Source organism: Streptomyces johnsoniae, from assembly GCF_031845565.1.
In the GTDB taxonomy this organism is placed as follows: Bacteria; Actinomycetota; Actinomycetes; order Streptomycetales; family Streptomycetaceae; genus Streptomyces; species Streptomyces johnsoniae.
In genome coordinates this window covers 1-12,780 of the sequence record NZ_JAVREV010000007.1, presented here as the reverse complement: position 1 = coordinate 12,780, position 12,780 = coordinate 1, and the positions used below count along the sequence as shown (strand labels likewise).

Here is a 12,780-nt window from a genome sequence, read left to right as displayed (position 1 = left end):
GAAACCTCATTGTCACTTCCCGAGGGAGGGCAATGGACAAGCGGTACGAGGTTTTCTGTCTGGTCGACCGGCATTTCTACGAGGCCCCCGAGCGCGCCACCGCGCGACTCGGCGGCGAGGGCCACCAGGAAGGGCTGTACGAAACGGCGCGGCGCGCCGTGCCGCAGGGCTGGTTCTCCGAACGCTTCGGTGATTGGCTGCACTTGCAGCCGCGTGATGCGGTCATGCCGCCGCAGGGCTGGAAAGTTCATGTATCCGCCTGCCTCGACAACGCCGACAAGACCGCCGCGAAAGTCTGGGACTATTGCGTTCCCCGCCGCATTCCCTTCAAATTCGTACCGGCCGCGCATCTGCTCTACCTCCGCAACTCCAAATACGCCGGGCGCCATTCGAGCGGCAAGTTCGTCACGATCTACCCGGCCGACGAGGCGCGGCTGCGCGACGTGCTCACGGAGCTGGGCGACCTGCTCGCGGGGGAGCCGGGGCCCTACGTCCTGACCGATCTGCGCTGGGGGAGCGGCCCGCTGTACGTCCGCTACGGCGGCTTCGTCCCGCGGTTCTGCGACGACGGAACGGGCGCGGTGGTGCCCGCGATCGAGAACGCGGAGGGCCGACTGGTGCCCGACCGCCGCGGGCCGGCGTTCACCGTTCCCGACTGGGTCACGCTGCCGCCGTTCCTCGCCCCGCACCTGGCGGCGCGCAACGGGGTCACGCTCGCGGACCTGCCGTACCGCATCGAGAGCGCGCTGCACTTCTCCAACGGCGGCGGCGTCTACCGCGGCACCGACCTGCGCACCGGGGAGGCGGTGGTGCTGAAGGAGGCGCGCCCGCACGCCGGTCTCGCCGCGGACGGCGCGGACGCCGTCACCCGGCTCCAGCGCGAGAAGGACGCCCTCGACCTGCTGGCCGGGCTCTCCGTGGCCCCGGCCGTACGGGACTGGCTCACCGTCGGCGACCACCGTTTCCTGGTGATGGACCACGTGCCGGGCCGCACGCTCAACTCGTTCTTCGCCGAACGCCACCCGCTGCTTGCCACGGACCCGGAACCGGCCGCCGTCGCCGCCTACACCCGGTGGGCGCTGACGGTGCACGGCAACGTCGAACGGGCCGTCGCCGCCCTGCACGGCCGCGGCCTCGTCTTCAACGACCTGCACATGTACAACATCATGGTCGGCCCCGACGGAACGTCCGTGACCCTGCTCGACTTCGAGGCGGCGGCCCCGGCCGGTGACGGCGTGCGGCAGATCGTCGCGCACCCCGGCTTCGTGGCCCCGGCCGGCCGCACGGGCTTCGCCATCGACCGTTACGCGCTGGCCTGCCTGCGGCTCGCGCTGTTCCTGCCGATGACCACGCTGCTCGCGGTCGACCCGGCCAAGGCCGCGCATCTCGCGCGGGTGGCCGCCAGGGAGTTCCCCGACGTGCCCGCCGCGTTCTTCGACGAGGCCGTCGCGGAGATCGAGGGTCGGCCCGGGGCCGAGGTGGGGACGCCGCCGCGCGCCGCGCCGCCGGCGCCGGGCGACTGGCCCGCCGCCCGCGACTCCATGGCCCGCGCGATCCTGGCATCGGCCACCCCGGAACGCGACGACCGGCTGTTCCCCGGCGATATCGCCCAGTTCGCGCCCGGCGGCGGCCTGGGGCTCGCGCACGGCGCCGCGGGCGTGCTGTACGCGCTGGCCGAGACCGGCGTGGAGCGGTACGCGGAAGGCGAACGCTGGCTGCTGCGCCGCGCCGCGGACCCGCCGCGCAACAGCCCGCTCGGCCTGTACGACGGCCTCTTCGGCGTCGTGCACGCCCTGCACCGCCTCGGCCACACCCCGGCCGCGCTCGATCTCGCGTCCCGGGCGCTGGGCGAGGGCTGGGAGCGGCTGCCCGTCCACCTGTTCGGCGGTCTCGCCGGTATCGGCCTCGTGCTGGACGAACTGGCCGCGGACACCGGCGATCCGGCGCTCGCCGTGCACGCCGGCCGTGCGGCAGGTCTTGCCGCGGAACGGCTCGCGGGCCCGCCCGAGCCGCGCGGCCACCGGCGGGCCGGGCTGCTGTACGGCGCGTCCGGGGCGGCGCTGCTGTTCCTGCGCCGGTACGAGCGGACCGGCGAAGAACGGCTGCTCGCCCAGGCCGCCGACGCGCTGCGTCGCGACCTGGCGCACTGCCGGGCCGACCGTTCCGGCTCGCTGCTCGTCGACGAGGGCGACCGGCTCATGCCGTACCTCGGCGAGGGCAGCGTCGGCATCGCGGCCGTCCTGGACGACTACCTCGCCGCGGCCTTCGCGGCCGGCCGACCCGCCGAGGAGGACCTGGTACAGGCCGGCCGGCAGGTGCTGCCCGCGGCGCGGCTGCGGTACTACGCGCAGCCGGGGCTGTTCCGGGGCCGGGCCGGGATGATCTGGCACCTTGCACGCACCGGGGCCGCGGGGGCTGCCGCGCAGATCGAGGCGCTGGACTGGTACGCCATGGCCTACCGCGGCGAACTGGCCTTCCCCGGCGAGCAGATGATGCGCCTGTCCATGGACCTGGCCACCGGCACCGCCGGCTGCCTGCTGGCGCTCGGCGCCGCCCTGCACCGCGCCGGGGACGCCGGGGACGTCCCGCGGCTGCCCTTCCTGCCGCATCCGCGGCACCACCCAAAGACCCGGCCCCCGTCCGCCTGACGGGACGCCGCGGGCACGACCGCACCACCACGCACCACCCAAAGCACCACCACGCACCACCACGCACCATCAACCCGAGTATTCGTTCGAGGAGAGGAACTGACATGTCGCTTCTTGACCTGCAGAGCATGGAGCCCGAGACGGCCACCGATGGCGGTGGCGGCGGTGGCGGCGGCGACATCAGCAGCGTCAGCCTGCTGATCTGCGACACCCACAGCTCCAACAGCGTCATTCTCTGTCTCTGATTCCGTTCCGGGGCAGCCCGGCGGATTCCGCGGCCCCGCGCACACCGCGCGGGGCCGCGCCCGTTCCCGGCCCAACCGTTCAGAAGGAGCCGCGACCGCCCATGCCCCAGACCCCCGCGGAACCGACCCCGGCCGGCCCGACCTTGCGCGCCACCGCCAGGCACGGCGCCGCGCGCATGGCGGTGCTGTGCCTGCTCGCCCTGGCCGGCGCGGGCGCCGCGCTCGCGCTGCCCGCCGCGCTCGGCCGCGCCCTCGACCTGCTGCTGACCTCGGGCGACGCGGTCAACGGCTGGAGCCTGCTAAGCGCCGCGCTGCTCTGCGGCCAGGCCGCGCTCGGCGCCGCCACCACCGTCCTGACCGCGAGCGCCGACGCCCGCGCCGCCGCCTGGCTGCGCGGCCGGCTCCTGCGGCGGCTGCTCGCCGCCGGGCCCGGCGCCGCCGACCGCTTCCCGCACGGCGACCTCGTCACGCGCGCAGGCGGCAACGCCGTCCACGCGGGCGCCGCGCCCGCCGCGCTGGCCGCGGCGGTGGCCGCCGCGGTGACCCCGGCCGGAGCCGTCGTCGCCCTCGTGCTCACCGACCCGCGGCTCGCCCTGGTCTTCCTCGCCGGACTGCCGCTGCTCGCGCTGCTGCTGCGGGCGTTCGCCCGGTCCGCGGGCGACGCGTTCGCGGACTACCAGCGCTGCCAGGCCGATATCGCCGGCCGCCTGGTGGACGCGCTGCGCGGCGCCAGAACGATCGCCGCCGCCGGCACCGAACGCGCGGAACGCCGCCGCATCCTCGCCCCGCTGCCCGGCCTCGGCGCCCACGGGCACCGCATGTGGCGGGTCACCGCCCGCGCCACCGCCCGCGCCGCCCTGCTCACCCCGCTCCTGACACTGTCCGTCGTCGCGACCGGCGGGCTGCTGCTCGCCGCCGGGGACCTCAGCGTCGGCGGGCTCCTCGCGGTCGCCAGGTACGCGGCGCTGGCCGCCGGCATCGGCCTGTTCGTCGGCCACCTCAACCGCCTCGTGCGCGCCCGCGCCGCGGCCCGGCGCGTCGGCGAGGTGCTGGCCGTTCCCCCGCCGCGGTACGGCGCGCGGACGCTGCCCGCGGACGGCCCCGGGCGGCTGGAGTTCCGCGGGGTGACGGCCCGCCGCGGCGGGCGCGAGGTGCTGCGCGGCCTCGACCTCGTGGTGCCGGGCGGCACCACCGTGGCGCTCGTCGGCCGTTCCGGCGCGGGCAAGTCGCTGCTCGCCGCGCTCGCCGGCCGTCTGACCGAGCCGGACGGCGGCGGCATCCTGCTGGACGGCGTGCCCCTCGCCGACCTCGACCGGAACGCCCTGCGCGGCGCCGTGGGCTACGCGTTCGAACGGCCCGCGCTGCTCGGCGGCACCCTCGCCGGCGCCATCGGTCTCGGCCCCGGGCCCGCCCCGCCGCCCCGCGCGCGCGTCGAGGCCGCGGCCGTGGCCGCGCGCGCCGACGGGTTCGTCCGGATGCTGCCCGATGGCTACGCGACCCGCTGCGCCGACGTGCCGCTGTCCGGCGGGGAACTGCAACGGCTCGGCCTGGCCCGCGCGTTCGCGCACGGCGGGCGGCTGCTGATCCTGGACGACGCGACGTCGAGCCTGGACACGGTCACCGAACTGCACGTCACGCGCGCCCTGGCCGCGCACTCCGCGGCCCGCACCCGCCTGATCGTCGCCCACCGCGCCGGTTCCGCGGCGCGCGCCGACCTGGTGGCCTGGCTGGACGACGGCCGCATCCGCGCCCTCGGGCCCCACCGCGAACTGTGGCGGCGCGCCGACTACCGGGCGCTGTGGGCGGGGGAGCAGGTGGCCGCGGATGCGTGACCTGGGGGCTTTCGCGTTCCTGCGGCGCCGCAGCCGCGCCCTGGCCGCCCTCGCGGCCTGGTCGCTGCTGCCCGCCGCGCAGACGTTCCTCCTCGGCTACGGGCTCGCGCGCGCCCTGGACGACGGGTTCCTGGCCGGGCGCACCGGGGTGGGCCTCGGCTGGCTGGCCGCGGCCGCCGCCGGTGCGGCGGCGGGCGCGTTCGGCACCGGCCGCGTGCACCGGGCGGTGGGCGCGCTCGCCGAGCCGCTGCGCGACCAGCTGGTGCGCGAGGTCGTCGCCCGCGGGCTGCACCGCGCGGTGCGGGCCGGCCGCCCGGACGGCGGCACCGCCGACGTCTCCCGCCTGACCCACCAGGTGGAGATCGCCCGCGACAGCTTCGCGGGGCTGATCCTGGTGCTCCAGATGTTCCTGTGCACGGCCGCGGGCGCCCTGGCCGGCCTGGCCTGGCTCGCGCCGGTGCTGCTGCCGTTCGTGCTGGGGCCGCTGGCCCTGGCCCTGGCCGTCTTCTGCTGGTCGCTGCGCCCCCTGGCCAGGCGGCAGCGCGCCGTACTGGTCGCGGACGAGGCGCTGGCCGACGCGTTCGGCGCGACCGTCGCGGGGCTGCGGGACGTCACGGCCGCGGGCGCGGAGGAACGGACCGCCGCGGGCGTCGCGGCGCGCGTCGACGCGGAGCTGGCCGCCGCCCTCGCCCTGGGCCGCTGGGGCGCGGTGCGGGTGGTGGCCGTGGCGATCGGCGGCCATCTCCCGGTGCTGCTGCTGCTGTTCCTCGGCCCGTGGCTGCTGCGCAACGGAGTCACGCCCGGTGGGCTGCTCGGCGCCCTCACGTTCGTCACCCAGGCGCTGCTGCCCGCGCTCCAGGCGCTGATCGGTGGCATCGGCAGCGCCGGAACCCGGCTCGCCGTGGTACTCACCCGCCTGCGCGGCGACCCCCTGCCGCCGGATGGCCCGTCGCCGGATGGCCCGTCGCCGGACGGCCCGCCGCAGGACGCCCCGCCGCTCGCCGCCGGGCGGCGGGCGCGGGCGCCGCGCGCGAACGCCGTGGAGCTGCGCGGCGTCACCTTCGCCTACGGCGGCCGGGCCACGCCGGTCCTCGACGGCGTCGACCTGGCCGTGCCCGCGGGACAGCACCTGGCCGTCGTCGGACCGAGCGGCGCGGGCAAGTCGACGCTCGCGGCGCTGGCCGCGGGGCTGCTCGCCCCGCGGGCCGGCCAGGTGCGGCTGTGCGGCGAGCCGGTCGCCGGGCGTGGCGCCGCCGAACTGGCCGCGCTGCGGGTGCTGATCCCGCAGGAGGCGTACGTCTTCGGCGGCAGCGTCGCCGACAACCTCGGCTGCCTGCACCCCGGGCCGCCGGGCGACGCGGCGCTGCTCGCCGCGGCCGGGGCCGTCGGCGCGGGGGAACTCGTGGACCGCCTCGGCGGCCCAGGCGGAACGGTCGACCCGGCGGCACTGTCCGCGGGCGAACGCCAACTGATCGCGCTGGCACGGGCGTTCCTCTCGACCGCCCCGGTCGTGCTGCTCGACGAGGCGACCTGCCACCTGGACCCGGCCGCGGAGGCGCGCGCCGAACGCGCCTTCGCGGCCCGCCCGGGCGGCACGCTCGTCGTCATCGCCCACCGCATCAGCTCGGCCCGCAGGGCGGAACGGGTGCTCGTGCTCGACGGCGCTGACCTGCTCACCGGCACCCCGCGCGAGCTGCTCACCCGCTCCGCCCTGTTCCGCGACCTGGCCGCGGGCTGGTCAGACCCAGCCGGCGCCCCTGGCGATGCGGATGGCGTCGACCCGGTTCCTGGCGCCGGTCTTGCGTATCACCGCGGCGAGGTAGTTGCGCACCGTTCCCTCCGCAAGCCATAACTCCCCGGCGATCTCCGGCACCGGGGCGCCGTCCGCGGCCAGGGACAGGACGCGCAGCTCGCGCGGGGTCAGCGGCATGCGGGAGGCGCTGAGGAAGTCGTAGGCCAGGGCCTCGTCCACGTAACGGCCGCCCTTGGCGACCGTGCGGATGGCGTCGAGCAGGTGCTGCGGCGCGGCCTCCTTGCTGACGTAGCCGAGGGCGCGCGCCTCGAAGGCCCGGTGCAGCAGGCCGGGTCTGCCGGCCGGGGCCAGCACCACCAGGCCGTGGTCCTCCGGGTCGTAGAGCCGGTGCGGCGCCGCGGCGTCCGCCAGCCGGGCGAACCCGGCGCAGGTCGCGTCGACGAGCCAGACGGCCTCCTGGCGGCGCGGCTCCATCCGTGCCCATTCTTCCCAGGAAGCGGGAATGACGTCGATGTCCTCCTCCGCACCGAGCAGTGAGGTCAGCGCGCAGCGCAGCAAGGTGTCATCGTGCACGAACAGCAACCGGATCACGTGTGGTGCCTCCTTGGGCGGTGACTCGGACTCGTCCCTCGACCACCTAGTTTCCTCATATCCGTGCCCTGCGGTCCGGGGAACGCCGACCCGGCCCGGTACGGGCAGGAAGCACGCCGGGGCGCACGGGGGCGCACGGAAGAAATGCCGCCCGCGTATTTCGGACAGTTTTCCGTGGCACCGGCGGGAAAACGCGTCCAACGGGGGGGCATTTTCCCCGGGCAATTTCCTGCCGATACCACGGAATTGCGTTCGGCGGGGCTCGAATGCGGGATCACGCGTAATGCGGAAACGGGGGAGCGGGCCGTCCGTCCGCCCGGACGGTGCCGGGGCAGGGCCGCCGGGACTCGGCCAGCGGGACTCGGCCAGCGGGGCTCAGGCGGCGGGGCTCAGGCGGCGGGGCTCAGACGGTGGGTGCTGCCGTGGAGGTGGCCGCGGAGCCCTTGGCGGGCGCGCGGCGCAGCAGGCGGACGGCGACGCCGCCCGCCGCGATCAGGGCCACCATCGACAGGCCGGTGCTGAACCAGCTGGCGCCAAGCAGCTGACCGCCGAGGTAGCCGATGCCGACGCTGTACCCGGTCCACACCACGGCCGCGAGCGCCGACCAGGGCAGGAAGTCCCGCGTGCGCCGCTGGGCCACGCCCGCGCCGAGGCTGACCACGGCGCGTCCGGCCGGGGCGAACCTGGCCAGCACGACCAGCGGCCCGCCGCCGCGGACCAGGGCGGACTCCAGCCGCTTGTGGGCGGCGGACAGCCGCCGCGAGCGCGCGATGGCGCTGTCGAAGCGGCGCCCGCCGCGGAGCGCGAGCCGGTAGGCGAGCAGGTCGCCGACGATCGAGGCGCTGGTGGCGCACAGCACGAGCACGAGCAGGTGCGGCAGCCGGGGGTCGGCGGAGCCGGGCCCGGGCAGGCCCGCGACATCGGCGGCGGCGCCGGCGGCCACGGTGGCCGCGGTCACGACCAGCGCGCCGCTGGGCAGTAGCGGCACGAAGACATCGAGCAGGATGGACGCGGCGACGATCACGTAGATCCACGGGGCGTACAGCAGTATCCCCAAGGTCTCCTGCACGGTGTCCCCGATTCCCCTGTCCGGTGCCGTGTGCGGCTGCGTGTTCGATCTGACGCGCTCTTGCACGGCTTTGGTTCCGCCGTACAGCGTACGCCTGGGTCCCTCGCACGGTGCACGCGGGTGCGTGTGGTGGGCATCTCAAAGTCTGCACTGTGCAGGGTGAACCGGAGGAAGGCAATCACCATGAAGGAGATCGGATGAGAATTCTCGCGACGGGCGCGGCTGCCATGGCGGCGGTGCTCGCCACGGCGGGTGCCGCGGTGGCCGCTGCCGGACAGGGCGATGTGTTGCTGTACGACGCCGGGCGCTTCGCCCCGGTGGGCGAGGCGGGCGGCGAGGTGCCCAAGGCGGTGACCTACGACGAGGAGCTGGTGCCGGCCGGTTCCACGATCCACGTCGCCCAGGCCATCAGGGGTGAGGCCATGCAGATCGAGGTCGCCGCGCTCGGCCTGGTGCCCGGCCACACCTACGGCACCCACGTGCACACCGAACCGTGCGGTGCCGACCCGGCCGACTCGGGCGGTCACTACCAGGACGAGCCGGGCGTGGTCGACGCTCAGAACGAGGTCTGGCTGGACTTCACGGTCGACGCGCGGGGCGTGGGCAAGGCGGAGACCGGTAAGAACTGGCTGTTCCGCACGGGCGGCGCGGGCTCGGTGGTGCTGCACGAGCGCGCCACGTCCGAGGGCCACGACGAGCACCCGCCGGGCGACGCGGGCGGCCGGGTGGCGTGCTTCACCCTCCCGTTCGCAGGCGAGGACGCGGCCGCCCGCTGAGACCGGCGGCGGCGCCACGGTCCCTTCCCGCCCGGCCTTCCCGGGCGGGAACACGCCCGGTGCGCAACACCGCGCACACTTGTGCGCCCCCGGTGAACGGGCGTCGGTGAACGGGCGTCGGTGAACGGCCGTCGGCGGACGGTCAGGGCCCGACGGTCAGGGGCGGATGATCAAGGGCGGATGATCAACGGCTGACGGTGAGGCGGATGAGGCCGTCGGCCGGGGGGAAGCCCTCGGGGCGCGTCCGGGGGGCGGCCTCGACCCGCACCTGCTCCAGGGTGGCGGCGTAGGCGGTGGGGGCGAGTGCCGCGGCCCGCGGGCCGACGCCGATCACGCGCATCCCCGCGGCGCGGGCCGCGGCGATGCCCGCGGCGGAGTCCTCGAAGACGAGGCAGTCGGCCGGGTCCACGCCCAGCTCGGCGGCGCCCTTGAGGAAGCCCTCCGGGTCCGGCTTGCTCGCGCTGACCGACTCGGCGGTGATCCGCACGTCCGGCATCCGCAGCCCGGCCGCCGCCATGCGCGCGTCGGACAGGGCGGCGTCCGCGGAGGTGACCAGCGCGTGCGGGGCCCCGGCGATGGCCGCGAGGAAGTCCTGGGCGCCGGGGATGGGCACGACGCCCTCGGTGTCGGCGGTCTCCCGGGCCAGCAGCCGGGCGGCGTCCGCCCGGTGCTCCGCCATCGGCCGCTCGGGCAGCAACTCGGCCATGGTGGCGTACGCCTGCCGTCCGTGCATGATCGCGAAGACGCGGGCCGGGTCGACGTCGCGCGCCTCGGCCCAGGACCGCCAGACACGTTCGACGACCGCGTCGGAGTCGAGCAGGGTGCCGTCCATGTCGAGGAGGAGTGCGCGGGCCGTCAGGTTGAGGGGCGACATCGGTGGCGGGCTCCAGGGTCGATGCGGGCGATGCGGGCGATGCGGGTGGACGGGAAGCCAGTGGCCCCGCCCGTTTACGGTCGGGGAAGCGGGCGGAACCACTTTGTTTGTCAACGGTACAAAACCGGGGGCGGGTTGCGCCACCCCCCACCGGCATCCGGAACGAAAGCGTCGCCGCGCGTTCGACCCCGGTTCACGTCGGGCCGCCGCGCGGCCACTCGGCCCGCGAGCCGCCCAGTTCCCGGCTGAGGTCGTGCACCAGCTCGGCCAGATCCCGTGGCCGGTCCGGGCCCCACCAGTCGCCGAGCAGCTCGCCCAGCGCGTTCTCCCGCGCCTCGGCCAGCCGGTCCGCCACGCGGCGGCCCGCGTCCGTGAGGACCAGCGACAGGCCCTGCCGCACGGCGAGCCCGCGTTCCTCCACCTGGCGCGCGGCCGCCGTCACGACATCGAGCGGCACCGCGGCCCGGTCCGCGAGCAGCCCCGGCTCCGCCGAGCCGTCCCGCGCCATGCGCAGCAGCAGCCAGCACGCGGCCGGCAGCAGGTCCACGCCGGCCGCCGCGGCGATCCGCCGGTACATGTCGCGCCGCCCGGCGCGCGAGCCGAGCGCGGAGAGCGCGCGGGCGCACTCCTCGCGGGACGAACGCTGAACGGGGCTCGGCGGCACCGCCTCGCCGAGGTCGGGGGCGTGCACGCTTTCGCGCAACGGGTCCTCGCGCAGCAGCCAGGCCAGCACGTGGGCGAGCACGACCACCGGGACCGCGTACAGGAACACGGCGGTGATGGCGTCCGCATAGGCGCCGAGCGCCGCCGCGCGGGCGGTGGCGGGCAGGGCGCCCAGGCCCTCCGGGTCGTGCAGCAGCGACTCGACCGTCACACCCGCGGGCAGTTCCGTGCCGCCCAGCGCGTCGTGCAGACCGTCCCGCAGGCGGCCGGTGAACACCGTGCCGAGCACCGCCACGCCGAAAGCCGCGCCGATGGAGCGGAAGAACGTCACCCCCGACGTCGCCACGCCCAGGTCGCCGTAGGGCACCGCGTTCTGCACGGCCAGCACCAGCACCTGGAGCACCATGCCGATGCCCATGCCGAACACGGCGAAGCAGACGCCCATCTCCAGGTTGCCGCTGTCGCGGTCGAGGGTGTGCAGGAGCACCAGGCCGACGGCGGTGACGGCCGTGCCGAGCACGGGGAAGACCTTCCACCGGCCGGTGCGGCTGATCAGCTGCCCGGAGAGGGTCGAGGTCAGCAGCAGCCCGAGCACCATCGGCAGCAGGTGCACGCCGGAGAGGGTGGGCGAGATGCCGTGCACCACCTGGAGGAACGTGGGCAGGTAGGTCATGCCGCCGAACAGCGCGAAGCCGACGACGAACGCGATGGCGCAGGACAGCGTGAACGTCCGGTTGCGGAAGAGGGCCGGTGGCAGCACCGGTTCCGCGGCGCGGCGTTCCACCCGCACGAACGCGGCCAGGCACACCGCCGCCGGCACGGCCAGGGCGGCGATCTGCCACGAGCCCCAGTCCCAGGTGGTGCCGCCGAGCGAGGCGATGACGACGAAGGCCCCGGCGGCCGCGGCGATGAGGAACGAGCCCGCGTAGTCGATCACGTGCCGCTCCCGGCGGGCCGGGAGGTGCAGGACGGCCGCGATCACCGCCAGCGCCACGCCGCCCACGGGCACGTTGATGTAGAACACCCAGCGCCAGCCGAGGTGGTCCACGAACAGCCCGCCGAGCAGCGGCCCCAGCACGCTGGTGGCGCCGAAGACGGCGCCGAACAGGCCCTGGTACCGGCCGCGTTCGCGAGGCGGCACGAGGTCGCCGACGATGGCCATGGAGAGCACGATCAGCCCGCCGCCGCCCAGCCCCTGGAGGAACCTGAAGGCGATCAGCTCGGGCATGTTCCGCGCGAGACCGCACAGCACGGAGCCGGCCAGGAAGATCACCACGGCCGTCTGGAACAGCCTCTTCCGGCCGTATTGGTCGCCGAGCTTCCCCCAGAGCGGTGTGCCCGCCGTGGCGGCCAGCAGATAGGCGGTGACGACCCACGAGAGGTGGTCGAGGCCGCCGAGATCACCCACGATCGTCGGCAGCGCGGTGGCGACGATCGTCTGGTCGAGCGCGGCCAGGAAAAGGCCGAGCAGCAGGGCACTCATCGACAGCCACAGGGTGCCGCGGGACTGCCGGGCGGGCGGGGGCCGCACGGTCATGGGCGTCTCCTCGCGCTCGTCGCGGGCGCCGGCCCGGTGCCGGCGCCGCACCGCTGACGCGCGGGTGTCCGGCGCACGCGTGCTCTGCACGTGCAGCGTTGAGGCCATTTTGTCCGTAATCTGCGTGTCCGGCTTGTTGGGCGACTCCCCGGCCACCCCCACCCGGGTGGTGCATAATCGCTGCCAATCGACCGGGAGGGGAGCGCGCGATGACCGACCGGGCCGAGTGTCTGATATGCGGCCGGCCGTCGCTGTCCACCGGAGAGCCGGACTGCCGGTGCTGGACGCACTCCCTCTCCCACCCGGTCGACCCCCCGCAGCACGGCCCCGATCCGGCCGACGTCGCGCTGTTCCCCCTCGATTCGGCCGGTCGGCCCGGCCCGCCGGCCCCCGCCGCCGCGCCGCCCCCGCGGGACGCGGATTCCGTGGTCGTGCACGGCTCGCACCGCCCGCCCGCCTCCCACCGCAAGCCGCGGGAACGCCACCGCATCGCCGCGGCGGCCGGCGGGGCCGTCGCCGCGGTCGTCGGCTGCACCGCGCTCGCCGCCTCGCTGCTCGGCGGCAACGGGCGCCACGAACAGGTCCTCGACACCGACGGCACCGGGCCGAGCGTCGCCCTGCCGGACGGCCAGGAGGTCCTGCCCGACCGCGGGGAGCCGCCGCCCGAGCCGGAAGGGGACACCCCGCGGCCGGGGCCCACCCCCGAGACCGAAGGGACCGAACGGCCGGACACCGGGGAGCCGGAGCCCGACCCCTCGCCCACGACCGGCGGCCCCGACCCCACCCCCACCC

Annotated in this window: 9 protein-coding genes and 1 pseudogene; 6 read left to right on the top strand and 4 right to left on the bottom strand. The window is 75.8% G+C overall.

The window, feature by feature from the left end:
* Positions 1 to 32 precede the first annotated feature (32 nt).
* The 4 genes from lanKC to RM779_RS14080 all read left to right on the top strand — a co-directional run bounded on the left by lanKC (position 33) and on the right by RM779_RS14080 (position 6,577).
* A complete protein-coding gene (gene lanKC, locus RM779_RS14095) occupies positions 33 to 2,648 on the top strand; it encodes a class III lanthionine synthetase LanKC (RefSeq protein WP_311618026.1) in 2,616 nt (871 codons plus the stop codon).
* Positions 2,649 to 2,752: 104 nt separating this feature from the next.
* Positions 2,753 to 2,893: a SapB/AmfS family lanthipeptide gene (locus RM779_RS14090; protein WP_107485122.1), complete on the top strand. Its 141-nt coding sequence runs from the start codon at positions 2,753 to 2,755 to the stop codon at positions 2,891 to 2,893.
* 101 nt (positions 2,894 to 2,994) lie between these two features.
* Positions 2,995 to 4,725: an ABC transporter ATP-binding protein gene (locus RM779_RS14085; protein WP_311618025.1), complete on the top strand. Its 1,731-nt coding sequence runs from the start codon at positions 2,995 to 2,997 to the stop codon at positions 4,723 to 4,725.
* Positions 4,718 to 6,577 (top strand): ATP-binding cassette domain-containing protein, encoded by a 1,860-nt coding sequence (locus tag RM779_RS14080; RefSeq protein ID WP_311618024.1) that lies wholly within the window; start codon positions 4,718 to 4,720, stop codon positions 6,575 to 6,577. The genes RM779_RS14085 and RM779_RS14080 overlap by 8 nt, the downstream gene beginning before the upstream one ends.
* On the opposite strand, the gene RM779_RS14075 is transcribed toward RM779_RS14080, so the two are convergent.
* On the bottom strand, positions 6,464 to 7,069 hold the full coding sequence (locus tag RM779_RS14075; protein WP_311618023.1) for a response regulator transcription factor: 606 nt from the start codon (positions 7,067 to 7,069) through the stop codon (positions 6,464 to 6,466). The genes RM779_RS14080 and RM779_RS14075 overlap by 114 nt on opposite strands.
* 403 nt (positions 7,070 to 7,472) lie before the next feature.
* On the bottom strand, positions 7,473 to 8,138 hold the full coding sequence (locus tag RM779_RS14070; protein WP_311618022.1) for a DedA family protein: 666 nt from the start codon (positions 8,136 to 8,138) through the stop codon (positions 7,473 to 7,475).
* A 197-nt stretch (positions 8,139 to 8,335) separates the two neighbouring features.
* On the opposite strand from RM779_RS14070, the gene RM779_RS14065 reads away from it, so the two are divergent.
* Complete coding sequence (locus RM779_RS14065; protein ID WP_311618021.1) at positions 8,336 to 8,914, top strand: superoxide dismutase family protein; 579 nt, start codon at positions 8,336 to 8,338, stop codon at positions 8,912 to 8,914.
* A gap of 184 nt (positions 8,915 to 9,098) precedes the next feature.
* Here the strand turns inward: RM779_RS14065 and RM779_RS14060 are convergent, their stop codons facing one another.
* Positions 9,099 to 9,788, bottom strand: coding sequence for an HAD-IA family hydrolase (locus tag RM779_RS14060; RefSeq protein ID WP_311618020.1), 690 nt, complete (start codon positions 9,786 to 9,788; stop codon positions 9,099 to 9,101).
* Between the two features lie 193 nt (positions 9,789 to 9,981).
* Positions 9,982 to 11,988, bottom strand: coding sequence for an MDR family MFS transporter (locus RM779_RS14055; RefSeq protein WP_311618019.1), 2,007 nt, complete (start codon positions 11,986 to 11,988; stop codon positions 9,982 to 9,984).
* A gap of 209 nt (positions 11,989 to 12,197) precedes the next feature.
* Here RM779_RS14055 and RM779_RS14050 point away from each other — a divergent pair.
* Positions 12,198 to 12,780 (top strand): annotated as a pseudogene (locus RM779_RS14050) (hypothetical protein); the annotation flags it as partial.

Excerpts from the sequence above, each read along its gene's own strand:
- lanKC (WP_311618026.1), top strand. The coding sequence starts at position 33 with ATGGACAAGCGGTACGAGGTTTTCTGTCTGGTCGACCGGCATTTCTAC.
- RM779_RS14090 (WP_107485122.1), top strand. The coding sequence starts at position 2,753 with ATGTCGCTTCTTGACCTGCAGAGCATGGAGCCCGAGACGGCCACCGAT.
- RM779_RS14085 (WP_311618025.1), top strand. The coding sequence starts at position 2,995 with ATGCCCCAGACCCCCGCGGAACCGACCCCGGCCGGCCCGACCTTGCGC.
- RM779_RS14080 (WP_311618024.1), top strand. The coding sequence starts at position 4,718 with ATGCGTGACCTGGGGGCTTTCGCGTTCCTGCGGCGCCGCAGCCGCGCC.
- RM779_RS14065 (WP_311618021.1), top strand. The coding sequence starts at position 8,336 with ATGAGAATTCTCGCGACGGGCGCGGCTGCCATGGCGGCGGTGCTCGCC.
- RM779_RS14060 (WP_311618020.1), bottom strand. The coding sequence starts at position 9,788 with ATGTCGCCCCTCAACCTGACGGCCCGCGCACTCCTCCTCGACATGGAC.
- RM779_RS14055 (WP_311618019.1), bottom strand. The coding sequence starts at position 11,988 with ATGACCGTGCGGCCCCCGCCCGCCCGGCAGTCCCGCGGCACCCTGTGG.